The sequence below is a fragment of the Streptomyces clavifer genome (assembly GCF_036345975.1).
Lineage (GTDB): Bacteria > Actinomycetota > Actinomycetes > Streptomycetales > Streptomycetaceae > Streptomyces > Streptomyces clavifer.
Genome location: NZ_CP107793.1, coordinates 5,929,663 through 5,952,552, shown reverse-complemented (window position 1 = coordinate 5,952,552; position 22,890 = coordinate 5,929,663). Strand labels below are relative to the sequence as shown.

The following is a 22,890-nucleotide window of genomic DNA, read 5'->3' as shown; positions in this document are numbered from 1 at the left end:
CTGCGGGGACCGGAGCGGACCACCGGGAAGTACGCGGACCTGCGGAGGAAGCCACCTTGCGGCGCGGACGCGGCACAGGTCAGCGGCCGGTCACCTGGGGCGCCCACGCGCACATCTCCACCGCTGCCTCCAGCACCGCCCGCTCGGTGGCGGTCAGGGGGTACATCTCTGCCGCGCCGCCCGGCGGGGCGAGGTGCGGTCGGACCCGGTCGGCATCGGTGCTGTCGAGGGAGAGTACGGGCTTCACCAGGATGTGGAGCGGATGCTCCAGGTCCTGCACGACCGTGGAGTAGAAGTCGTCCGTCGAGCGCATGCGGCTCGCCAGCGACCCTTCGTACACGGCGAGTCTGCCGTAGGGCGCGGCGAGGAACTTGCCGACGGCGCGCGAGCCGCGGAGGTCGTCACCCTCGGAGTCGGGGCCCGAGGGCACCAGGAAATCGGGGGCCGAGGAGCGTTCGAGCGTGGTGGAGTCGTAGTGGTAGTTGACGTTGCCGCCCTCCGCCACCAGCAGGTTCCACGGGGCCACCGGGTGGAGCCGGAACATCGTACGCGGTGCGGTGCCGAATCCGGAGTGCAGGCCCCGGATGCGGTCGCCGATGATCTGCCACCGGTACAGGCCCTCCTCCCAGCCCGCGGTGACGATGGTGTCCCCGACGAAGGTGATCGCGTTGAACCGTTGTTTCCGCAGGGTGGTGTCCAGCACGAGTTCGTGCTGCGGCTGCAGCCTGCTGTCGGTGACGAGCAGCCGGTTCTCACTCGCGAAGGCGATTCTGGTCCCGGTGGCGTCGACGGCGAACAGGGCCGCACTGTGCATGCCGAAGTCCCGCAGGTCCAGCTGTTCCTGTTGGCCGTCGGCGACCGCCAGGGCGACCCCGGCCATTTTGGTCCCGACCACCCACCCCGTCGCGGTCGGCTTCACCACCGCGTCCAGCAGCCCGCCCCCCGAGGCGAGAACGGCCTCACGGCCGGGGGTGTACTCGACGATCTCCGTGTCGCCGCGGTGGCCTCCGGTGTCGAACTCCCTCCGGGCGATGACGGTCTCGCCGTCGAGCGCGCACATCGACCAGTGCTGTGCGGGCCCCTCGTACAGAGTCGACCGCACTCCGGTCCGGTCGGCGGTGACGAGACGGGACGTGTGCAGGTCGCGGCCCCGCAGGTCGAGTGCCACGACCGGGTGCCGGAGGCAGAAGCCCGCCGGGTTCACCACCCCCAGCGAGGTGTGCAGACGCACACTGGTCCGGTCGAACAGCTCCGCACCGAGCCGGGCCGCCTCCTTCGTGCCGATGCCGGTGAGCAGGGCGGCCAGCCGGGCGTCGGCCTCGGACGGCGAATTCCACCGACGGAGCTTGAGGTACGCCGCCGCGCCCACCGCCTGGGGCAGGGGGAGGGACAGGATGAGCCACCACAGGGTGCGCCAGTCGCCCTTGCGTGCCAGTCTCCGGGCCTGACCGACCGGATCCGAGCCGCCGCTGATACGTGGGATCATCCTGCATCGTCTCCCTCGGCCGAGCGATATGTCACTGGACTGCGTACGAGTGCGCTTCCCCGCCCCGGCACACCGGGCCCTTCGGCACGCGCACCGTGCACACCGGGACGCTTCACACCGGGGCCCTTCACACCGGGGCCCTTCACACCGGGGCCCTTCACACCGAGAACCATCCACCGGGCCTGATGTCCACGCCGAGCCGGCGCAGCATCGCCTGCTTCAGCTCCGGATCGAAGTCGCCCACGGCGTTGGCCGCGTGGACCTTCTCGGAGCGTCCGGCGTCCGGCGAATCCACCAGCTCCCGCAGCGCCCGCAGCCCTTCCTCCCGGTCCACCTCCGCCAGTGCGCGCGCGGCCGCCACGCGGGCGTCGCCGGCCGACGCGGCGATGCGCGCGCGCAGCAAGGACACACCGGCCTGCCGGTCGCACCGGGCGAGCAGCACGGCGGCCCGGAGCCGTGGCCCGTCGTCCCAGTCGGGTTCCCCGGCCAGCGCCGTCAGCAGTGCTTCCCCTTCGGACGGCTCGTAGTGGGCGAGTTCGGAGGCCGCCCGCAGCCGGTGGCGGGGGTCCTGGCCGGGGGCGCGGGCGATGACTCCCAGAGCCCGCACTCCCTCCGCACGGTCGTGCTGCGCGAGGAGCATCGCGGCGTCACCGCTGTAGCGGCCGCGCACCACACCACCGGCGAAGTCACGCAGCAGGGCGACGCCGGTGGGGGTCTCGTACCGTGCGAGCCGGTGTGCCGCCTCCACCCGGTAGCCGGCGTCGACGCGTTCGTCCCGGGCGATGCGTTCCAGGAGCAGCGCCGCCTCGGTGCGCTCCGGGAAGTCGACGTCGGGGACCGCGCCGAGGGAGTCGGCCGCGAACACACGGCAGTCCGCGAAGAAGCCCCCGTCGGCGGCGATCCGGCGCAGCCAGTCGGTTCCGGCGGCCCGGTCGTGGTCGCGCAGCGCGACGGCCGCCTCGGCCCTGGCCAGGTGTGGGCAGTAGGGGTTCGCCACCAGGGCGCGCAGCCGCGTCGTACCCGCGTGGGTGTCGTGGTCCGCCAACCGGGCCGCGGCCTGGGCGCAGTAGCGGGACGTGGTGTCGTCCGCGAACCGGGCGAGCGTCTCCGCGCCGGCCTGCCGGTCCACACGCGCCAGGTGCCACGCCGCGCCGATGCGCAGTCGGAGGGGGAACGAGGCGTCGTGGACGAACCCGCGGAGCAGTTCGGTGCCGCGCGGGTCGTTGCCGGCCAGCGCGGCCGCCGCACTGACCCGGTCGACGGGCACGGCGTCCGGATCGGCCGCCATGGCGTGCAGCCGGCGTCGTTGCCCGGGAAGGTGGGCGAGCGCGGTGTGGGTCTGCTGCCAGTCGTGGACGACCGGGTCCGCACCGGAATCCCGCTCGTCCGGGTGCTGCCAGAGCATCTCCAGGATCCGGTCGCGGCTCTCGTCGTCGCACATGCCCTCCGCGAGCAGCCACGCGGCCTGCTCCACCCGCCGGGGATCGGCGGACAGCCGGCGGGTCAGTTCGCCCTGCAGCGCGGCCGGGTGGCGGTCGAAGGCGAAGAGCGCGGCGACACGCGTGCCGGGATCGGCGAGGGCGTCGCCCCAGGCGGCGGGATCGGTGCCGTAGCGGTCCCGGAGCCGATCCGCGGCGAGATACTCGGCGAAGGTCCGGTGCAGGAACCGGGGATACGCCGTCCGGACGTCGATGACGAGTCCGGTGGCGTCGAGCAGTGCGGCCACCGTCCGTCCCGTGTACGGGTCGTCGTCCTCCGGGCCGGTCAGCAGCTCCGCGGCGGCGCGGGTGATCGGCGTGCCGTGCAGGAGATGGGTGTCGGCCACCTCGCCGAGGAATCCGCGCAGGGCGGTGGTGACGGCGGCGTGGCCCGGGGCGTCACGGGCGTAGCGATCGCGCAGCCGGCCGAGCGACTCCTCGACACGGTCCCTCAGCAGTGGTTCGTAGGGTCCCTGACGCTGCGGGAAGCGGCCGAGGAACTCGGCCACGGCATGCGCGTACAGATCGACGCGCCGGCCCCGCAGGTGCGGCTCCCCGCCCGGGTCGAAGTACTGGCCGACCGCCAGCTGCGCCAGGAGGGGCAGCCGGACGAGGTCCAGCATGCTGTTCCCCCGCACGTACGCGAGGAACTCCGCGGCCCGCGCCGAGGCCCGCTCATGGACCCGGGGGTCGGCCAGCCGCTCGGCGCCGCCCGTCTGGTGCGCCATGACGAACCGGTGGAGCTGCTCGTCGGAGAAGGGCTGCAGACGGAACTCGACGCCCCCGACGCTCGCCAGACTTCGCCAGGTGCTGTCGTGCAGGCCGCGGGTGGACAGCAGCAGACGGCACTCCATGCCGGGCCCGTTCGCGCCCTCCCGGGCGGTGGTGAGCAGGATCTCCATCACCTGCCGCCAGTCCTCCGGCCGGGTCACCTCGTCCAGTGCGTCGACCAGCAGCAGCACCTGTGCTCCCGGCACGGGGGGTCCGGCTTCCAGCAGCGCCCGAGCCCCGGGCCGTACCGCGGCGGCCACCGAGTCGCTGCCGACCAGTTCCCGCGCGGCGATCCGCAGCGGGAGCAGCGGCCCGAAGGGCGCCGTCTCCGGCGCCTCGGTGCGGGTCGCGGCACACCACCACCGCCAGGCGGTGGCTTCCACGTACTCCAGCAGGCTGGACTTGCCGACGCCGGGCTGGCCGGTGACGACGACGTGCCGGACGGCGGGGTCGGTGAGGAGTCGCTCCACGGTGACGGTCTGTCCGGTCACGCGCACGGGGCCGGACGGGGCCTCCGTGTCCCGGTCCCGGTCGGCGGTCGCGTCGAGGTACTGCCGGGTGTAGACACGGGCCAGATCGCCGGGTTCGGCGACCCGGTAGGTGAGGCCGCCGCGGTCGTGTGTGACGTCGGCCGGGGGCGCGGCGGCGAGCAGCAGGGGTGGCAGCAGCGGGCGGCGGCGGCGCAGGCGCCATGCGCGTACGGAGGAGGCGACGGTGCCGACGCCGGCCACCGCTGCCGCCGGCGCCGGCCCCAGCGGGAGGGCCGCGCCGGCGGCTGCCGCCGTGGCCGCCAGCAGGGCGGGCGGTGACGTCCAGGACGCGGCTCCACCGCGGGGCTGCCGTGACGGCGGGGTTTGCGGCGGGCTGGTCCCGCCCGGCTCCGGCCGCTCGGGCCTGCCGTACTCCCACGTGCCCGCACCGCCCGCCCACCGGATCCACGCCTTCAGCTCTGGGTCGTCCGCGAACGCCCGGGCGGGTACGGCCCGCAGCTCGGCGACCGAGGCGGACCCGCCGCTCGCGTCCGCGGTGACGAGGCCCACCAGGCGGTCCCCGGCGAACAGGGCCGCGCCGGACATCCCGGCCCACCCGCTGCCGGGGGTGGGCCGCGCCAGCGCGCCCGTCGTGACGACCCACTGCCCCGACCGCACTCCGGACAGCGGATGGACGACCCCGGTGAACTGCCGGGACTCGCGCCGGGCGGCTACGACGTCGTGAGCGGGGAACCCGACGGCCATGACGTCGACGGGGTCGGCCGAGTCGGGCTCGGACCAGTACGTCGGCGCCCACCCTGCCGGCGGCGCGGGATGCGGCAGGTCGCCGGTGACCAGCAGGAGCGCCACGTCGCAGTCGGGTCGCCACCAGACGGTCACCGCGTCCAGGAACGGCCGGCCCGCGCGAGCGTCGGCCAGCGCCCGCACCCGGCATCCCGCCCGGTCACGGGCCAGCTCCGCCAGCGTCGCCTGCGAGAGCGGCCGGCGTGGCGGTGGCACGCCGGGCGCGGGCTCACCCTCGCGGGCGCTGCCCTCCACGGCATGCCACACCGTGAGGACGAGTTGCGGTGTGATGAACCACCCCGACCCCACCACGCGGGCCCGGGGGTCGAACACCTCTGCGACACGCTGAGCGGTCAGTGGCATGACGGCTCACCCTCAGCCGGGCTCGCCGTCGACGCTCGCACCGATCCGCACCGGGCCGTCCCCGTGCGCGGCGACCGGGTTCAGCGTGAGCGCGAGCCGGTGCGTCTTCGCGTCGGTCGCTCTTCCGGCCGCCCCGAAGGACACGACTCCGAACCGGAGCCCTCCGTCGCCGGAGGCCTCACGGGTGATGGCGAGCTCCAACTCGATGTTCACCGGGCCCAGCTCGAATCTGATCGGCTGACCGTCGCCCCGCGCCATCGCCGTCGTCAGCTCGGCCCTCAGCGCGTCGATGGTCTCGGCCAGTCCTCCGGCGACGACCCCGTCCCCCGTACCCATCGTGTGTCCCCCGTGACTCGCGCCGTACACGACTCCCCGAACGTAACCATGATGCCACCCGGGGGTGTTGGACGGGGTGACGGCGGAGTACGGGCGTGGCGGGGATCGCTGCCCGGACCCCGCGGGACTCGTACCGGGCACGGTGGCGCCCGCGGTGCATGAGAACTCCGCCGGGGCCCCGGTGGACGGCGGCTCCGCACGGGTGCCGGACGGCAACCCTCACCGCCGGGCCCGGGGTCCACGGTGGCCGCCCCTCGTGGTCGGCTTCCGCATAGACCGGCGAATGCGTACCGGGCTTATCAGTTTTGTTAACCGGCATGAATGCGTGCCCATGTCGCGGAGGGCCGTCTTGCCGCCCACCGGAGGGCCCTGATGTGATTGTGCATTCGGACCGGCACTACTGGTGACGTCGGTGTTCGTGGGGGTGGCAGCAGCAGCTGCTAAGGGGCCGCTGGAGGGACACGTTTTCATGGGCGAGGACACAGGGGTGCATGCGATCCGCTTCCGGATTCTGGGCTCGTTCGAATGTTGGGACGGGCCGGACCGGGTCCGGGTGGGTGGTCCCGTACACGAAAAAGTACTGGTCACCCTGCTTTTGGAACCCCAACGCGTGCTCCCCGTCCACCGACTGGTGGAAGCCGCCTGGGACGAGAACGCACCCGCCACCGCCGCCCACCAAGTGCGCAAGGCGGTGGCCGAGTTGCGGCAGCGCATCCCCGGTGGACGCAATCTGATCGTCACCGAGGGGCCGGGGTACCGGGCGCTGACCACCCCCGAGCAGGTGGACCTCAGCCGGTTCACCGAAGGGTTGAAACAAGCCAGGGAGGCGACCGCCGCCGGACAAAATGCGTATGCCGCCACCGCACTGCGGGAGGCACTCGACCTGTGGCGGGGCCCTCTCCTGTCCGGCAGCGGCGGCTCCGTGCTCTGCGCCGCCTCCGCAGCCCTGGAGGAGCGGCGGCTGACCGCTGTCGAGCAGCTCTTCGACTTGCGGCTGGCCGCAGGCGAGAACGGCGAACTGATTGGCGAATTACGGGAGTTCATCGAGGCCAATCCGCTCCGCGAGACCCTGCGCGGGCAGCTCATGCTCGCTCTGTTCCGGTCCGGGCGGCAGGCCGAGGCACTGGAGGAGTTCGCGAAGGTACGCGAGTACCTCGTCGACGAGCTCGGTATCGGTCCCGGCGACGCCCTCACCGACCTGCACCACGCCATCCTGCGCAACAGCCCCGAGCTCGCCGCTCCGGCCCAGGCCGCCGGCCCCGCTCCGTTCACCCCGGAGGGGTCACCCTCCACGCTCCCCTACGACCTGGGCGACTTCACCGGCCGTGAGGAGGAGGTCAGCCAGCTGCTCGGGTTCGTCGAGGAGGCGCCCGGCACCGGACCGCTCATCGTCGCCATCGACGGCATGGGCGGCAGCGGCAAGACCTCGCTCGCCGTACGGGCTGCCCACCAGCTCACCGAGCGCTATCCGGACGCCCAGCTCCACATCGATCTGCGCGGGTTCACCCCGAGTGAGCAGCCGCTCACCGCCGGGGCCGCCGCCGAGGCTCTGCTGCGCATGCTCGGCGCACCCGGCGAACGCATCCCCGACGACGCGGAGGGCCGCATCGCCCTGTGGCGGCGCACCATGAGCTCCCGGCGGATGATCCTGCTGCTCGACAACGCCGTGGACGAGTCCCAGATCAGACCCCTCCTGGCGTCCCCGACCCAGACCCTCGTCCTGGTCACCAGCCGCGCGCTGCTCGCGGACCTGGACGCCGCACACACCGTCTCCCTCGGTGTCATGCCCCCGCACGACAGTGTCGCCCTCGTCGAGGGCGTCCTCGGCAGCTCGCGTGCCCGCGCCGAGCCCGAGGCCGTCGCGCAGCTCGCCGAGCTCTGCGGCCATCTGCCACTCGCCCTGCGCATCGCCGCGGCCCGGCTGCGCAAGCGCCCCCGCTGGACCGTCCGCTACCTCGTCGACCGGCTCCGCGACGACGCCCACCGGCTGGCCGAGCTCAACTCGGGCGAGCGCAGCGTCGAGGTGACCCTGCGGCTCTCGTACGAGGGCCTGTCGGCCGAGACCCGGGAGGCGTTCCGGCTGCTCGGCCAGCACCCGGGGGCGGAGATCGAGGTGTACGCCGCCGGAGCCCTGCTCGACAAGAGGGCACGGGACGCGGAGGACGTACTGGAGTACCTCCTCGACATGCACCTGCTGCAACAGCACGAAACCGGCCGGTACGCCTTCCACGACCTCGTCCGCAGCTTCGCCCAGAACCTCTCGCGCGTCGGTGGCCGGGCCGGGCCGGAGACAGGCGACGGGGACGGGGACGCGGGCAACGAGGAGGCGGCCCTTGCCGTGCGCCGTCTCCTCGACTTCGCGCTGGGGGCCACCGACGCGGCCTGCGACCTCCTCTTCCCCGGGCGGGCCCGGATACACCGCCCCGAACACCGGTCGACCGCCGAGCTCCCCCCGCTGAACACCTCCGATCAGGCGAGGGACTGGCTGGAGCGCGAGCAGGACTCGCTGCTGGCGGCCGTCTCCCTCGCGTACCGCTGGGAACTGGACAGCCATGTCGGGCTGCTCGCCGCCAACGTTGTCTTCCCACTCGACCTTCGCGGGCGCCTGGAGGAGTTCCGGGAACTGTGCCGCACGGCCGTGACCGCTTCCCGCAGACTCGGCGATCCGGCGCTGCTGCGGCTCAGCCTGTCCAACCTGGCCGTCGCCTGCTGGAAGCTGGGCCGCTTCGAGGAGGGCATCGAGATGGCGGAGGAGGCGTTCGGTCTGGCGGTCAGCCTCGCCGACCGCCGTGGCGAGGCCAAGGACACGGGTGTCCTCGGCCTCCTGCTCGGCGCCCTGGGCCGGTACGGCGAAGCGCTTCCCCGGCTGGAACACTCCATCGCGATCAAACGGGAGCTCGGCGCCGAACGCGCGGAGGCCGAGTCCCTCGCCAACCTCAGCAAGCTGTACGCCGAGTGGGGTCGCTTCCCCGAGGCCGTGGAGGCCGCCGACCGTGCCGTCGCGCTGTCCCGCAGTATCGGGGCGGTCGACAAGGAAGTCGAGGGCCTGACCGATCTGGCGGTCGCACGGCTCGGCCTGGACGCGGTCGACGAGGCCGCCGATCTGCTGCGCCGGGCCCGCAAGCTGGCGGTGGACGTCATGTCGCCCGCCGACATGTCCCTGCTGCTCGCCCTGTCCGCCGAGACCGCCGACCGGCTCGGCGAGAGCACCCAGGCCACCGAATGGGCGGAGGCGGCGCTCCAGCTCGGCGACCTGAGCGGCGCACCGATGCGCGAGGCGGCCGTCGGCAACATCGTCGGCCGGCTGCACGCACGCAGGGGCCGGTTCACCCTCGCCCTCGAGCTCCACCAACAGGCCCACCGCGCGGCCTCCGGCGTGGACTACCGCGTCGAGGAGGCGCGCGCCCTGGCCGGCATGGCCCACGCCATGGAACGCCTCGGTGACCACGAAGCGGCCCGGACCCACTTGGCGACGGCTGAAGCGGCGTACGACACGATGGGAATACCGGCGGCCGGGCGAACGGACTGACGAGCGCCCGGCCCCGAACAGCCGCCCCCCATCGGGGTGTTCAGGCGTTCTGGTATCCGGTACGGCTGTCGACCATGCGTACGCGGGTACGCGGATGCCCCGCTCCCTCGGTGGGGAGCGGGGCATCCGTATGACAGGGCTGTGAAGAACGCGTCTGCGCCGAGGCGCAGGGGCCGGGATCAGACCGCAGCCAGGTTGGGGCCCTCGCCGGAGGTGGGCTCCTCGTTGGGGCCCTCGCCGGAGACGGGGACGACGTTGGGGCCCTCGCCCGAGGTGGGCGCGAAGTTCGGGCCTTCGCCCGACGTCGGCGCAACGTTCGGGCCCTCACCCGAGGCGGGAACGATGTTCGGACCCTCACCCGAGGTGGGCGCGAAGTTCGGGCCCTCACCCGAAGCGGGAACGATGTTCGGACCCTCACCCGACGTCGGCGCAACGTTCGGGCCCTCACCCGAAGCGGGAACGATGTTCGGACCCTCACCCGACGTCGGCGCAACGTTCGGGCCCTCACCCGAAGCGGGAACGATGTTCGGACCCTCACCCGACGTCGGCGCAACGTTCGGGCCCTCACCCGAAGCGGGAACGATGTTCGGACCCTCACCCGACGTCGGCGCAACGTTCGGGCCCTCACCCGAAGCGAACACGACGTTCGGACCCTCACCCGACGTCGGCGCAACGTTCGGGCCCTCACCCGAAGCGAACACGACGTTCGGACCCTCACCCGACGTCGGCGCAACGTTCGGGCCCTCGCCCCCGTCAGTCAAGAGGTGAGCGGCGGCCACGAGGACACGCGCGGTTCCGTCCGTCGTGGCCGCCGCGGCGGCGGCGTTGCCGGCCCCCAGTGTGAGAACGGCCGTCGTAACGATTCCCGCGATCGTGAACACCGTGTTCCGCATGTGATTCCCGCCTTCTGGAGTGGTCCTGCCTGGGCTTTCCTTCTGACAGGAACGACTTTCGCGGGACACGCTCCCGGCCTGTTCCGCATCCGCTACCGGCCCTTGTCGGCCCGACGGGAACGGAGGGGGAAGCGCCGCTCAGGAGGCGGGAAGTGCGTCAGGAGGGGCCATTGGGGCCACAGATGCGTGAAGGGCCCGCCGTGTCACTCGGCGGGCCCTGCACGGGGTGGGAAGACACGGCGTCAGGCCAGACAGTCGAGGACGGCAGCCGTCCGGACGGCGAGCTCTGCCGGCGTGAGGGCGGTGAGCAGAGCGTGCTCGTCCCGCACCTCCCGTACGCCCGGGAGTGCCGTGATGCTGTCGGGGACGTCATGCGGATCGGGCAGCGGGACGGCCGCGGCGCATCCGACCAGCACCGGTGCCTCCAGGGGCTTCCCCGACAGCGCACGCACCAGCTCGCGCTCCGGCACCAGTCCTGTGGTCAGCTCGATGAGCCGGGAGGTGGGCCACTTGGCCTGCCGTGTGAGGGAGTTGATGATGCGGGGGCCCTGTTCGGTGTGCGCGATGCGGGTGTACGCGTACCCGAATTCGTACCCGGCGAGGTCGAGCAGGCCGGTGGCCAGAGCACGGATCTCCGCCTCTTCCTGTCGTGAGAGCGGCGCGGGGAAGGTGTGGAGCGGGGCGCCCCGCCGCGCCGCGTCGAGAGCCCCCGGCCCGGGACCGGGCCCGGCCGAAGCCGGGCCCGGTCCCGTGAAGCGGAGTTCGACGATGCCGGTGACCCTGTGCATGCCTTCCGCCGTCAGCGTCTCCACGCCGTACTCGATGTCGTACGGCGGCGCGTCCCTCGTCGCGGTGGGCAGCGCGACCGCCTCCCACTGGGGGCCACTGCGCGTCAGCAGCCCCCGGATCTGTGAGGGGTCGGCGAGCAGCCGTGCCGCGGCGGCCGGGTTCGGGGAGAGCCCGAGCTGTTCGGCCGTCTCCAGTACGGCGGGCAGGGTGCTCGCCTCACCGCAGGCGATCAGCCCGCTCACCCGATGGTTCCTGGCGGTCCGCACGAGGTGCTCGCGGAGCGCGTCGTCGTCCGGGAAGACGGTCGTGTCGGTGAGGGTGACGTGGAAGCCGGCCTCCGTCGCCTCGGCCACGAGCCGGGGCGGCGCTGAGACGAGGAGGAGGTGCCGCGGATCGGAGTGACCGGGTGCGGCGGGTGCCGTCATGGCTGTCCCCCGGTGTCCTGCGGAGAGGGCGCGGCGGGGGCGGCACCGGACAGGATCTCGTCGGCGAGCACGCCGCCCTTCCCCCAGTGATCGGGATCCACGTCCCGCACGATGACGGTGACGGCCTCCTCGGGACACCCCGCTATGCGGGACACGCAGGCGGTCAGCTCGCTGACCAGCTCCTGGCGTTGTGCACGGTCGTTCCCTTTCCACCAGTCCACGGAAATCACGGGCACGGGGAGCTCCTCTGTTCAGGTCGGTCGATCCGATGTGTGGTGCAGCGGGTGCAGCGCAGGCCGACGCACCGGAGAACCGGTGTGCGGCGGGGCTGCTCCAGCGAGTCTGGGGGTGCCCGTTCCCGTCTGTTTCCCGGCCCGTTCCCGCCCGCTTCCCTCGATGCCGCCCGGGGTCTCACCGGGCGGGAACGGGCCGGGACTCCACCGGGAAGGCGGCCCGGCAGGCTCTGGTCCAGTCAAGAGGCCCACCCCGCCACTGGAGCCACGATGAGCCTGCTCAGTCCGACGAAACCGGAGCCCAAACCGGAGTCGAATCCGGAGCCGAATCCGGCCCCCGGCCACACGTCCGGCACCGCCCCCACGTCCGGCACCGCCCCCACCGCCGGCACCGCCCCCACCGCCGGCACCGCCCCAACGGGCAGCGCCGCGACGGCGGGCGCCCCCGCCGCCACTCCTGCCTCCGCCACCCCCCGTCTCCTGTCCGCCCTCCGCGAGGACCTGCACGTCGTCGTCGCACGTGACCCGTCCGTACGGGGTGCGAAGGAGGCGGTGCTCCACCCGGCGCTCACCGCGCTGTGGGCGCACCGGGTGGCCCACCGCCTGCACGGCCGCGGTCTGCGGATCCCGGCCCGGCTGCTCGCCCGGTGGGCGCGCCGGGTGACGGCCGTCGAGATCCACCCGGGTGCGGTGCTGGGGCGCCGGGTCTTCATCGACCACGGCGCCGGGGTGGTGATCGGCGAGACCGCCGTCGTCGGCGACGACGTGACGATGTACCACCAGGTCACCCTGGGTGCGGTCGGCTGGTGGAGCGACAACAAGCGGCCCGAGGGCGACCGCCGCCACCCCGTCGTCGGCAGTGGAGTCATCCTCGGTGCCAACTCCACCGTCCTCGGACCGGTGACCGTGGGCGACCGCGCGGTCATCGGCGCCCAGGCCCTCGTCAACAAGGACGTCCCCGGTGGTGCCCGCGTGCTCGCGCCCACCGCCGTCATCAAGGAGCCGGGCCGCCGGCCGGAGTTGATGGAGGACGTCTTCACCGTCATCGCCTCTTCGGGCTCCTGGTGAGTCCGAGGCCCCCCGTACTCCCCCTGCTCACCGAATCCGAATCCCCCGATTGCGAGAGATGAGAACCGTGACGACCACCGCACAGGCCCCCCTGGCCCACATCGCCCCCGTCCGCCCCGCCGTCGCCTCCCGCATCGAGGACCTCGTGGGCTCCACCCCGCTGCTGGAGCTGCGCCTGCGCGACGTGGCTCCGGGTGCTCGCGTGCTGGCCAAGCTGGAGTCCGCCAATCCGATGTCCTCCAGCAAGGACCGGGCAGCGCTCTACATGCTGCGCGCCGCCGAGGACCGCGGCGACCTTCGGCCGGGCGGCACGGTCATCGAGGCCACCTCCGGCAACACCGGCATATCGCTGGCCGCCTTCGCCGCCTCCCGCGGCTACCGCTGTGTGATCGTGCTCCCGGACAACGCCACCGTGGAACGGGTCAAGCTGCTGCGCGCCTTCGGAGCGGAGATCGTCCAGACGCCGAGCGCGCTGGGCTACCCGGGGGCGATCGCCGAGGCGGAGCGGCTGCACGCCGCCACGGCCGGTTCCTGGTTCCCGTGCCAGCACGAGAACCAGGACAACGTCCGGGCCCACTACGAGACCACGGGCCCCGAGATCCACTCGGCCGTCGCCGCCACCGGCCGGCGCATCTCCGCCTTCGTGTGCACGGTCGGCACCGGCGGCACCCTCACCGGTGTCGCCCGCCACCTCAAGGAGCAGGACCCGGACGTGCGGGTGATAGCCGTCGAGCCGGAGAAGTCGCCGCTGCTCTCGCAGGGGTACGCGGGCCAGCACCGCATCCCGGGCCTCAACGGCGGATTCGTCGCCGACACCACGGACGTCGCGCTGATCGACGAGGTGCTCACCGTCTCGGACGAGGACGCGCTCGACACCGCGCGCAGGCTCGCCCGCAGTCAGGGCCTGTTCACCGGTGTCTCATCCGGCGCGGCGGCGCACGCCGCCGAGCGGGTGGCGCGCAGGCCCGAGTTCACCGGCGGTGTCGTGGTGACGCTCCTGCCCGACACCGGTGAGCGCTACCTCAGCATGTGGGAGGCCTGAGCATGAGCCACGCCATGTTCCGGGCGTACGCCGACGCCGTGAAGGCGGAGATCGGTGTGGCGACGACGACCCGCTTCATCGCCTTGGCGGAAACCACCGGCGGACGCTTCGGTCTGTTCCACCACTCGATGCTGCCGGGTGCCGGTGGCGCCGACCCGCACTACCACTCGCGCATATCCGAGTCCTTCTACGTACTGACGGGCGAAGTGCGCCTGCACGACGGCACCGGCTGGCGCACCGCCAGGGCCGGGGACTTCCTGCACGTACCGGAGAACGCCGTGCACGGCTTCCGGAACGAGAGCGACTCGCTCGTCGAGATGCTGATCATCTTCACTCCGGCGGAACACCGCGAGGGCTACTTCCAGGGCCTGGCCGATCTCCTCGCCGACGGCAACCGCCCGTCCCGCGAGGAGATGGTCGCCCTGATGGAGAAGTACGACCAGTGGGAGGTCGAGGCTCCCGACACGGACCACGACCACCCGCATGTGCACGGGGCAGGGCACGACCACCCGCACCCCCACGGGGACGGGCACGCACATCAGCCGCACCAGACCCCGCACACCCACCACTGACGACCCGACACCGCTCACCTCCCCGCCTCACTCTCAGGAGAACACGTCATGAACCTCACCAACTGGGGCCGCTTCGGCCTGCTGGCAGCCCTGTGGGGCTGCAGCTTCGCCTTCATCAAGATGTCGCTCGAGGCCTTCGCACCCCTCCAGCTCGCCTCGGGCCGCCTGATCGTCGGCGCCCTGGTCGTCTTCGCCATCCTGGCCCTGAAGCGGCTGTCCCTGCCCTCCCGAAAGATCTGGGGGCACATCGCCGTCGCCTCCGTCTTCGGCAACGTCATCCCCTTCACCCTCTTCGCCATCGGCGAGCAGCACACGACCGCGACCACCGCCGGAGTCATCCAGGGCGCGACTCCCCTCATCACGATGGGTGTCGCCGCCCTGGCGCTCTCCGAGGAGAAGCCGACGAGCCGCAAGGTCGTCGGTCTGTTCGGCGGGTTCCTCGGGCTGATCGTGGTCGTCGGGCCGTGGAACACCGACGGGTTCGGCACGCTCGGCGGTCAGCTCGCCTGTGTCGGCGCCGCGGCCAGCTATGCCGTCAGCTTCGTGTACGTACGCCGCTTCATCGGTCCCCACAAGCTGCCGGCCCTCTCCGTGACCGCCGCCCAGCTCGGCTCCGCCGCCGTCATCACCGTGGTCGTCACCACCTTCATGACCGGCTGGACGCTGCACGGTGACCTCACCGCCAAGCCGCTGCTCGCACTGCTGGTGCTCGGCGCCGCCTCCACCGGCATCGCGTTCGCCCTGCTCAACCGGCTGATCGCGGACGCCGGCCCGACGACGGCGTCCGGCGTGAACTACCTCGTGCCGGTGTTCTCCGTGGCTGTCGGTGTGCTGGCCCTCGGGGAGCCGCTGACCTGGAACGTGCCGGTGGGCGGCATCGTCGTCATCGCCGCGCTCGCACTGGCGGAGGGCCGCATCTCCGCCCTGTCCAAGCGCAGGGAGCCCGCGCCGCCGGTGCCCGCGGTGCCGCCGGTGCCGGCCGCGCCCGCCGCGCCCGCCGCTCCCGCCCGTGTACCGGAGAAGGCCTGCCCGTAAGCAGCTGCCCGCATCAGGGGCCGCACAGCGCACCACACCGAGCCGGGGCCGGCGCGGACACCCTTTGCGGGTGCCTGCGCCGGCCCCGGCTCGGTGCGCTTCCATGCCATCAACTCGCTTTTCCTGTACGGGACTTGGGATTCCCGCCCATGGGTCCGGCGATCCGGGATGCTTCCCGGTCATGTCCCCCGCACCGGTAGCGGAGCGGGAGGGCAGTGGGATCGGCCGGCGCGAACCTGGAGTCACAGGACGAAGGGAAGCACCACCACCCGCTCGGTCCCCTCCCCCACCTCCAAGGAGCCCACCGCATCATGCGCACTTCCACCTCGGGAACCCTCACCGCGACCCCGCTCGGGGACGCCCGCATCATCGCCGCCGACGACTTCGACTTCGCTCCCCTGCCCGGCCGGCGGACCACACTCGCCACCCCGGTGAGCCCCGCCGCGGGCGCCACACACGTCACCCTGCACGTCGTGCGCGTCGCGGCGGGCGAGTCCTTCAGCCCCGAGGCGAGCGCCGAGGAGGAGAACACCGCCGTCGTCTTTGCCGGCCGGGGCACCGCGGCGGTCGGCTCGCGCACCCGCCGGGTCGGCCGGGCCGACGCGGTGTACGCGCCCACCGGGCAGGCACTGGCGCTCACCGCGGACGCGGAGGGCCTCACCGTCTACATCTGGCGCACCCCCCTCGCCTCCGGACGCCACCCCGGCACGGACCCCGAGCCCTTCTCCAGCCTCTGGGACGAGACCACCCAGCTGCGCGGCTTCGGCGGTACCGGTCAGATCGCCCCCGACACCGACCGCGCCACCATGAACTTCGTCTTCTGGCCCGGCAACGGCAGCAGCCAGCTCTGCCTGCACTGCGGCATCCAGCAGCCGGGCCAGACCTTCAACGTCCACCTGCACCCCGACAGCGACGAGGCGTTCTTCGCCTTCGAGGGCATCGGCCAGATGTATCTGCGCGACCGCTGGATCGATGTCGCCGCCGGGGACGTCCTGTACGCCGCCCCCGGTGTCCTGCACGGCGCACGCAACCCGCACACCGGTCCCGAGGCCCGGCGCTTCGTGACCTGCGGCGGTCCCAGCCCGTACGACCCGGCGCTCTACTCCGCCGCCGGTCTCTCCTCCGACGTCAGGTGATCTGAGCCATGTGCCGTATACACGGATCCTTCAACGCCCGTACCACCGCCCAGGAAATGCGCGACGTCGCCGCCCGCCAGCACCACGGCGGGCCCGACGCACAGTCCTTCGCCCAGCACTCCGGCTGGGCCCTGGGCAACAACCGGCTGTCGATCATGGACCCCGAGGGCGGCGCCCAGCCGTACCGCCTCGGCGACATCACCGTCGTCTTCAACGGTGAGCTGTACAACCACGACCGGCTGCGCACCGAGCTCATCCGGCAGGGCTTCCACTTCGAGGACCGCTGCGACGGCTCGATCCTGCCCGCGCTGTACCTGACGTACGGCGACCGGTTCGCCGAGCAGCTCGACGGGATGTTCTCCGTCGCCGTCATGGACCTGCGGGGCGCCCCGCGCCTGGTGGTCGCCACCGACGCGTCCGGCATGAAGCCCCTGTACTACCACTGGGAGGAGCGCAGCGGCCGCTTCCACTTCGCCTCGGAGCTGCCGGCCCTGCTCGGCTTCACCGACGTACGCCCCTACGAGGACGAACTCGGCCTGCACACCTACCTGTCGGCCAAGACGCCCTTCGGCCAGCGCACCATGTTCCAGGGCATCGACGTGCTGCCGCCGGCCGCCACCGCGGTCGTCACCCGCGAGGAGGGTCTGCACCTCACCACCCGGCGGATGGGGTACGAGTCCGCGCCGCCGGTCCCCGAGGACCGCAGCCTCGCCCAGGCCGGCAAGGAACTGCGCGACATCCTCTCCCGCGAGGTGTCCCGGCTGCTCATCGCCGACGCCCCGGTCGCCGCCATCACCTCCGGCGGTCTCGACTCCAGCCTGGTCACGGCGCTCGCCGCCCAGGCCCTCCGGGACCGCGGCGCGTCCGGAGCGCTGCACACCTTCAACATCGCCTACACGGGCAACTGGCCCGGTGACGAGCGGGTCTTCGCGGACGAGGTCTCCCGGCACACCGGTACCGTCCACCACCAGGTGGAGATCGACCCGGCCACCTTCCCCGACCTGATGGGCGACGTCGTACGGCACCTCGGTCAGCCCAACGCCGATCCGATCACCCTCAGCACCTTCTCGCTCTTCCGGGCGGTCCGCGACGCCGGTTTCAAGGTCGCCCTCACCGGTGACGCGGCCGACGAGCTCTTCGGCGGGTACGCCCGTATGACGCAGGCCCTCGCCGCCCCCGAGGGCGCCGACTGGGCCGGCGCCTACCTCGACCACCTGGCCGCCGTGCCGCGGTCCCTGCGGGACCACCTCTACACCGGCGACTACGCCGCCTCCGTCCACGCCCACGGCGCTGCCGCCATGCCGCCGGGCCTCACCGAGATCCTCACGCACGGCACGGGCAGCCGCCTCCAGCGGATCTGCCGCATCGAGCAGCGCTACCGGCTGCCCGCCTACCACCTGCGCCGGGTCGACCACCTGTCGATGGCCAGCTCGGTGGAGGCCAGGCTGCCGTTCTGCCAGCCCGCCGTCGTGCGGTACGCGGCGACGCTGCCCGACCGGCACCGCACCATCCCCGGCACGGGCGTCAAGCGCGCCCTGTACCGGGCCGCCGACGGGCTGCTGCCGGACAGTGTCCTGAACCGCCCCAAGCAGCCGTTCACCCTCCCGATCACGGCGATGCTGGCTCCGGGCCAGCGGATGTGGGCGATGGCCCGCGACATCCTGTCGCCGCAGACGCTGCGTGCCGACGGACGGATGCGGTACGAGGCGGTGGACGCCCTGTTCGCCGAGCAGGCGGCCCAGCCGTCCGACCAGGCGTCGCTGGCCCTGTGGGCACTGATGTCGCACCAGATGTGGCGCACCGAGTTCTTCGGCTCGTCCGGCGCGGCCTCGGTGCGCACTCCGGAGCTGGCGGTGGCCCTCTGATGAGCGTCTCACTCGCCAGGGCGCACGGCGCCCCGTGCCCCACCGTCGTCCTCGACGGCCGCACCTTCCCCGAGTCCGAGCCCGAGCTCCTGCGCGCACTGGCCGACCTGCGGGCCGACCTGTCCGTGCAGGGGGCCGGCGACGTCCTGAAGAACGCCATCGTCCGGCCGTCCCGGCACCCGCTCTTCGACCTCGACTACCGGTTCGTCCAGTCCCTGCCGCAGAGCAACGACAGCTTCGACCTGCGCGGCTCCTGCGGCCACTCCATCCTGGCCGCCGTGGAGGCGGCCGCCCGCACCGGCATGATCCAGCCGCTGGTGCCGGGCTGCCGGGTCCGGGTCAACGTGCTGAACAACGGCGACAACGTGGTCTGCGAGACGGAGGAGACCTCCGACGGCGGCACCCGGTTCACCGCCCACTTCCTGTGCTCGCCGCCCCTCCGGCTGCCCGAGCTGCTCATGACGGGCGAGCCGGTGACCCACGTCCCCTTCGAGGGCCGGACCGTGCCCGTCTCGCTGGTGTCGATGGGCAACCCGTACGCCTTCGTCGACGCCTCCCACCTCGGGGTGAGCGGCCCCGACGCACTGTTCGCCGACGATCCGCGGCTGTTCACCGCCATGACCCGGCTGCGGGTGGCGGTCTGCGAGTCGCAGGGCTGGGACACCTTCGGGGCCTTCCCGAAGATCGCCGCCCTGCTGCCGCAGGAGGGTGGCGGACTGTTCGTCCGGGCCGTGTCCGTGCCGTCCTGGCACCCCACGGTCGCACTGACCGGCGCGATCTGCCTGGGTGCCGCCGCCGGCATCGAGGGCACGGTTCCCTGGTCGCTGGCCGACCGGGCGGCGCAGGAACCCGACGCGCTGCTTCCGGTACGCACCCCCGGCGGGTGCGTGCGGGTCGCCGCCCGCTCGACGCTCGGCGACGACGGGGAGCGCAGGCTCGCCTGGGTGTCGGTCGCCGAGAAGCAGGTCGAGTACCGGGGGCTGCTGCCGCGCCTCCGGTCCGCCTCCGCGGCGGCCGGGCCGGCCGCCGGCTCCCGCCCCTCCGTACTCGCCACGTCCGACCACGCATCCGAGGAGACCTCATGGGTTCCGCTGACAGCCTGACCGCCGTGCGCGGGAGCACTCCGCCGCGGACACTGCCCGATGCGTACGCCGTCGGTTCGTACACGACATCCGGCTCCCCCGGTGCCAGCCGCGTCCGCTCCGTCCCTCCCGCCCCTCTCGTCCCTTCGTCCGACGTGCTGAGCCGGCTGTCCGCCTGTGCCGAGGCGGCCGACCGCAGCGGGGAGCCGGACCGCGAGGCCGTCGCCGTGCTGCGCGACAGCGGGCTGCTGGCCCTCGTCGTCCCCAGGTCCCACGGGGGTGCGGGAGCCGACGCGGTGGCCCTCAACACCTGTGTCGAGCAGGTCGCCGCGGTGAACGCGTCCGCCGCGATCATGCTCTTCCAGCACTGCGCCGTCACCAGCCGGATCGTCGAGAACGGCACCCCCGCCCAGCACCGCGAGGTGCTGCCCAAGCTGGCCGGCGGCCAGTGGCTGGCCGCCTCCGCGTGGTCGGAGAGCGGGGCGGGCGCGGACAAGAAGAACCTGTCGACCGTGGCCCACCGCACCCCCGACGGGGGCTGGCTGCTCGACGGGGCGAAGTCCTTCACCACCAGCGCCGGACTCGCGGACGTCTACCTCGTCCTGGCCCAGTCGCAGGAACCGCCGGAGTCACAGGAACCGCGGGCCGGGTCGCCCGCATCGGCCTCCTCCTCGCAGGACACCGGGTACGGGGCCGCCGGGCAGACCTTCTTCCTGATCCCCGGCGACCATCCCGGTCTGCTGCCGGACACGTCGCTCCGGCTGACCGGTATGCGCGGGTCCGCCACGGGCTTCGTGTCGGTGCGGGAATGCCGTGTCCCCGACTCCGCGCGGCTCGGCGCCACGGGTGTCGCCGCGTCCATCATCGCCCGGGTCCGGGACAGTGGGGCCACGCTCGGCGCGGTCGCCGTCGGGGTCGCCCAGGCGGCTCTCGACGCCGCGCACGCACACGCCGCACGCCGGGGGCTCTACGCCCACCAGGCGGTACGCCACCGCCTCGTCGACCTGGCCACCCAGGTCGAGTCCGCCCGCGCGGTGGTGGAACGCGCCGGCCGCCGCACCGCGGCCGATCCGGGACTGACCACCCTGCACTCCAAGCTGGCCGCCTCCGCGGCGGCCGAGCGGGTGGTGGCGGACGTGGCCCAGTTCCTCGGCTCGGCGGGATACGTCGAGACGCACCCGATCAACCGGTTCGGGCGCGACGCCCGTGCCGTCGCCCTGATGGGACCGACCAACGACCTCTGCAAGGAATTGGTGAGTCTGCCGTGGAATCGATGAACTCCGACCTCTCGTCCCTCATATCCCCGTCCTCCGGTCTCCCGCACACGGCCGAGGCCGACCTGGTGGTGGAAGGCGGCCGCCTCGTCACCCCCGAGGGAGTGCGCGACGGTACGGTCGTCATCCGCGACGGCCGCGTCGCCGCCCTCCTCGCCCCCGGCGACCCGCTCCCCTCCGGTCCGCGCCTGGACGCCCGCGGCCGGTACGTCCTGCCGGGGCTCATCGACTCGCACGTGCACTTCCGCACTCCCGGTCTCGAGCACAAGGAGACCTGGGAGACCGGGAGCCGGGCCGCCCTCGCGGGCGGCGTCACCACAGTCATGGACATGCCCAACACTCGTCCGCCGTCCCTCGACACGGCCACCCTGCGGGCCAAGGCCGCCCTGATCGCCGGCCGCTCCTACGTCGACCACCGCTTCCACATGGGGGCCGACCCCGACCACCCGGAGGTCCTCGCCGACCTGGACCCGGCGGTGGCAACCTCGGCGAAGGCGTTCATGGCCGGGCACCACACCGCGCCCGTGGTCTTCCGCGAGGCGCACCAGCTGGAGGCGGCCTTCGCGGCCGCCGCGCGGGGCAACGTACGCCTGGTCCTGCACGCCGAGGACCAGCACGTCTTCGACCTGCTGGACTCCCGCGGCGGGGATCCCCACTCGTACGACGCCTACGAGCCGCACCGCCCGCGCTCCGGAGCGATCGTCGCCGTCGCCAAGGTCGTCCATCTGGCCCGGACCCACGGCACCAAGGTGCACGTGCTGCACGTGTCGTCGGCGGAGGAGACCGATCTGCTGGCCGCGGCGGCGGCCGAGGGGCTGCCGATCAGCTTCGAGGTCACCGGGCACCACCTGTCGTTCACCGACCACGACACGGCCAGGCGCGGCCCGCGCACCCGGCTCTCCCCGGCGATCCGCGCCCCACGCGACCGGGAACGGCTCTGGCAGGCGGTGCTCAGCGGGGAGGCCACGACCGTCGGCAGCGACCACGCCCCGCACACGGTCGAGGAGAAGAACCGCCCGCCGGCCGAGGCCCCGCCCGGTCTGCCGGGCGTCCAGGAGCTCGCCGTCTCCGTGTGGACGGGCATGCTCGCCCGCGGAATCGACGCCGACACGGCCGCCGCCCATCTGGCGCGGCTGATGGGCCGGGGCCCCGCGGAACTGTTCGGGCTGGCGGGCAAGGGCCGGCTGACGGTCGGCGCCGACGCGGACATCGCGCTCCTCGACCCGGCTGCGCGCTGGCAGCTCTCGGCGTCGCACGTGGAGTCGCTGTGCGGCTGGTCGGCGTACGAGGGCTGGATGTTCACCGGGCGCTTCACCACGGTGGTCACGGGCGGCCAGGTCGCCTGGGACCTGACACGGGGAACGGTGGGGGCGCCGCGCGGCCGATGGCTGCCCGGTCCGGACCGGGCCGCCATGGATCACTCCGCGCCGGCCCTGCCGACAGTGCGGGACCTCGAACTGGAACTGGAAGGGGCATCCCGATGAGCGCCACGAGCCTGCTGACCGCGTCCGCGGCGCCGCGTACGGCGGCAGCCTCCGTCCTGGACCCCGAGGAGTCCGGCACGGTCATGTCCTGCAACATCCCGGCGGACGAGTTCCGTGCGGCGATGGCCTCCCTGGCCGCCCCCGTCACCGTCGTGACCTGCTACGACGACACGGGAACCCCGCGGGGCCTGACGGCGAGCGCGGTGTCCTCCCTCTCGCTGGACCCGCCGCTGATCCTGGTCTGCCTGGACCGGGGCTCGCGCACCCACGACGTGCTGACCGGCGCGACCGCGTTCACCGTCCATCTGCTCGGACCGGAGAACGAGGTCCTGGCGCGGAAGTTCGCGGGCCCCACCGACCAGCGCTTCGAGAACGTCCCGCTGGCCACCGGCCCGACCTCCCACCACGCACCGCAACTGGCGGACAGCGCACTCCGGTTGACCTGCGCACGGCACGACGTGATCGAGGCGGGGGACCACACGATCCTGGTGGGCCGGGTGGCCGCCTCCGACTGCCTGGGACGCCCGGCGGGCGGCCTGGTCTGGCACCACAGGGGTTTCGCACACGCGAGGCCGGTGGAGGCGCGCTGACCGGGTGGCAGAGCCGGAGAAACCTTCGGGAGAGCGCTGTGAGGCGCAGACGTGGACGTGCGCGCAACGCAGAATGAGCGGCGGCCCGGCCGGGAACCTCCGGCCGGGCCGCCGCTGCGCGTGCGCGGCGAAGGCCTGTTCGTTCCGTCCGGTGCGGGATGCCCG

The 22,890-nt window shown here is 73.0% G+C and carries 16 protein-coding genes; 11 read left to right on the top strand and 5 right to left on the bottom strand.

Annotated elements, in window-relative coordinates; translation table 11 throughout:
* Positions 1-79: 79 nt before the first annotated feature.
* The 3 genes from OG927_RS25885 to OG927_RS25875 form a co-directional block, all read right to left on the bottom strand.
* On the bottom strand, positions 80-1,486 hold the full coding sequence (locus tag OG927_RS25885; protein WP_319104440.1) for a hypothetical protein: 1,407 nt from the start codon (positions 1,484-1,486) through the stop codon (positions 80-82).
* A 157-nt stretch (positions 1,487-1,643) separates the two neighbouring features.
* Positions 1,644-5,372: a hypothetical protein gene (locus OG927_RS25880; RefSeq protein WP_330320862.1), complete on the bottom strand. Its 3,729-nt coding sequence runs from the start codon at positions 5,370-5,372 to the stop codon at positions 1,644-1,646.
* Positions 5,373-5,384: 12 nt separating this feature from the next.
* Positions 5,385-5,708, bottom strand: coding sequence for a trypco2 family protein (locus tag OG927_RS25875; RefSeq protein ID WP_330320861.1), 324 nt, complete (start codon positions 5,706-5,708; stop codon positions 5,385-5,387).
* 469 nt (positions 5,709-6,177) lie between these two features.
* Here OG927_RS25875 and OG927_RS25870 point away from each other — a divergent pair, with 469 nt between their 5' ends.
* Positions 6,178-9,237, top strand: coding sequence for an AfsR/SARP family transcriptional regulator (locus OG927_RS25870; protein WP_056789715.1), 3,060 nt, complete (start codon positions 6,178-6,180; stop codon positions 9,235-9,237).
* 1,135 nt (positions 9,238-10,372) lie between these two features.
* On the opposite strand, the gene OG927_RS25865 is transcribed toward OG927_RS25870, so the two are convergent.
* Both OG927_RS25865 and OG927_RS25860 read right to left on the bottom strand, forming a co-directional pair.
* Positions 10,373-11,344 carry a hypothetical protein gene (locus OG927_RS25865; RefSeq protein WP_330320860.1) on the bottom strand — a complete coding sequence of 324 codons (972 nt, stop codon included), beginning with the start codon at positions 11,342-11,344 and terminating at the stop codon, positions 10,373-10,375.
* The gene (locus OG927_RS25860; RefSeq protein ID WP_056789709.1) at positions 11,341-11,580 is read right to left on the bottom strand and encodes a tautomerase family protein; all 240 of its coding nucleotides are present in this window, start codon (positions 11,578-11,580) and stop codon (positions 11,341-11,343) included. Before OG927_RS25860 ends, OG927_RS25865 begins: the two co-directional genes overlap by 4 nt.
* Before the next feature lie 477 nt (positions 11,581-12,057).
* Between OG927_RS25860 and epsC the strand changes: the two genes are divergently transcribed.
* The 10 genes from epsC (at position 12,058) to OG927_RS25810 (ending at position 22,725) form a co-directional block, all read left to right on the top strand.
* Complete coding sequence (gene epsC / locus OG927_RS25855; RefSeq protein ID WP_124281631.1) at positions 12,058-12,645, top strand: serine O-acetyltransferase EpsC; 588 nt, start codon at positions 12,058-12,060, stop codon at positions 12,643-12,645.
* A gap of 58 nt (positions 12,646-12,703) precedes the next feature.
* Entirely contained in the window at positions 12,704-13,687 is a 984-nt protein-coding gene (locus OG927_RS25850; RefSeq protein WP_056789706.1) for a PLP-dependent cysteine synthase family protein, read from the top strand.
* A 2-nt stretch (positions 13,688-13,689) separates the two neighbouring features.
* Entirely contained in the window at positions 13,690-14,259 is a 570-nt protein-coding gene (locus OG927_RS25845) for a cupin domain-containing protein (RefSeq protein ID WP_241191722.1), read from the top strand.
* A 48-nt stretch (positions 14,260-14,307) separates the two neighbouring features.
* Positions 14,308-15,294 carry a DMT family transporter gene (locus OG927_RS25840; protein WP_330320859.1) on the top strand — a complete coding sequence of 329 codons (987 nt, stop codon included), beginning with the start codon at positions 14,308-14,310 and terminating at the stop codon, positions 15,292-15,294.
* A 311-nt stretch (positions 15,295-15,605) separates the two neighbouring features.
* Positions 15,606-16,430, top strand: coding sequence for a cupin domain-containing protein (locus OG927_RS25835; RefSeq protein ID WP_241191724.1), 825 nt, complete (start codon positions 15,606-15,608; stop codon positions 16,428-16,430).
* Between the two features lie 8 nt (positions 16,431-16,438).
* Positions 16,439-18,295: an asparagine synthase (glutamine-hydrolyzing) gene (gene asnB, locus OG927_RS25830; RefSeq protein WP_056789696.1), complete on the top strand. Its 1,857-nt coding sequence runs from the start codon at positions 16,439-16,441 to the stop codon at positions 18,293-18,295.
* Positions 18,295-19,398 carry a PrpF domain-containing protein gene (locus OG927_RS25825; protein ID WP_056789693.1) on the top strand — a complete coding sequence of 368 codons (1,104 nt, stop codon included), beginning with the start codon at positions 18,295-18,297 and terminating at the stop codon, positions 19,396-19,398. The genes asnB and OG927_RS25825 overlap by 1 nt, the downstream gene beginning before the upstream one ends.
* On the top strand, positions 19,377-20,654 hold the full coding sequence (locus tag OG927_RS25820) for an acyl-CoA dehydrogenase family protein (RefSeq protein WP_056789690.1): 1,278 nt from the start codon (positions 19,377-19,379) through the stop codon (positions 20,652-20,654). Before OG927_RS25825 ends, OG927_RS25820 begins: the two co-directional genes overlap by 22 nt.
* The gene (locus OG927_RS25815; protein ID WP_330320858.1) at positions 20,651-22,135 is read left to right on the top strand and encodes a dihydroorotase; all 1,485 of its coding nucleotides are present in this window, start codon (positions 20,651-20,653) and stop codon (positions 22,133-22,135) included. Before OG927_RS25820 ends, OG927_RS25815 begins: the two co-directional genes overlap by 4 nt.
* Positions 22,132-22,725, top strand: coding sequence for a flavin reductase family protein (locus OG927_RS25810; RefSeq protein WP_330320857.1), 594 nt, complete (start codon positions 22,132-22,134; stop codon positions 22,723-22,725). Before OG927_RS25815 ends, OG927_RS25810 begins: the two co-directional genes overlap by 4 nt.
* The last annotated feature ends 165 nt before the right edge of the window (positions 22,726-22,890 follow it).

Excerpts from the sequence above, each read along its gene's own strand:
- OG927_RS25865 (WP_330320860.1), bottom strand. The coding sequence starts at position 11,344 with ATGACGGCACCCGCCGCACCCGGTCACTCCGATCCGCGGCACCTCCTC.
- OG927_RS25835 (WP_241191724.1), top strand. The coding sequence starts at position 15,606 with ATGCGCACTTCCACCTCGGGAACCCTCACCGCGACCCCGCTCGGGGAC.
- OG927_RS25875 (WP_330320861.1), bottom strand. The coding sequence starts at position 5,708 with ATGGGTACGGGGGACGGGGTCGTCGCCGGAGGACTGGCCGAGACCATC.
- OG927_RS25850 (WP_056789706.1), top strand. The coding sequence starts at position 12,704 with ATGAGAACCGTGACGACCACCGCACAGGCCCCCCTGGCCCACATCGCC.
- OG927_RS25880 (WP_330320862.1), bottom strand. The coding sequence starts at position 5,372 with ATGCCACTGACCGCTCAGCGTGTCGCAGAGGTGTTCGACCCCCGGGCC.
- OG927_RS25815 (WP_330320858.1), top strand. The coding sequence starts at position 20,651 with ATGAACTCCGACCTCTCGTCCCTCATATCCCCGTCCTCCGGTCTCCCG.
- OG927_RS25870 (WP_056789715.1), top strand. The coding sequence starts at position 6,178 with ATGGGCGAGGACACAGGGGTGCATGCGATCCGCTTCCGGATTCTGGGC.
- OG927_RS25845 (WP_241191722.1), top strand. The coding sequence starts at position 13,690 with ATGAGCCACGCCATGTTCCGGGCGTACGCCGACGCCGTGAAGGCGGAG.
- asnB (WP_056789696.1), top strand. The coding sequence starts at position 16,439 with ATGTGCCGTATACACGGATCCTTCAACGCCCGTACCACCGCCCAGGAA.
- OG927_RS25885 (WP_319104440.1), bottom strand. The coding sequence starts at position 1,486 with ATGATCCCACGTATCAGCGGCGGCTCGGATCCGGTCGGTCAGGCCCGG.
- OG927_RS25825 (WP_056789693.1), top strand. The coding sequence starts at position 18,295 with ATGAGCGTCTCACTCGCCAGGGCGCACGGCGCCCCGTGCCCCACCGTC.
- OG927_RS25810 (WP_330320857.1), top strand. The coding sequence starts at position 22,132 with ATGAGCGCCACGAGCCTGCTGACCGCGTCCGCGGCGCCGCGTACGGCG.
- OG927_RS25840 (WP_330320859.1), top strand. The coding sequence starts at position 14,308 with ATGAACCTCACCAACTGGGGCCGCTTCGGCCTGCTGGCAGCCCTGTGG.
- OG927_RS25820 (WP_056789690.1), top strand. The coding sequence starts at position 19,377 with ATGGGTTCCGCTGACAGCCTGACCGCCGTGCGCGGGAGCACTCCGCCG.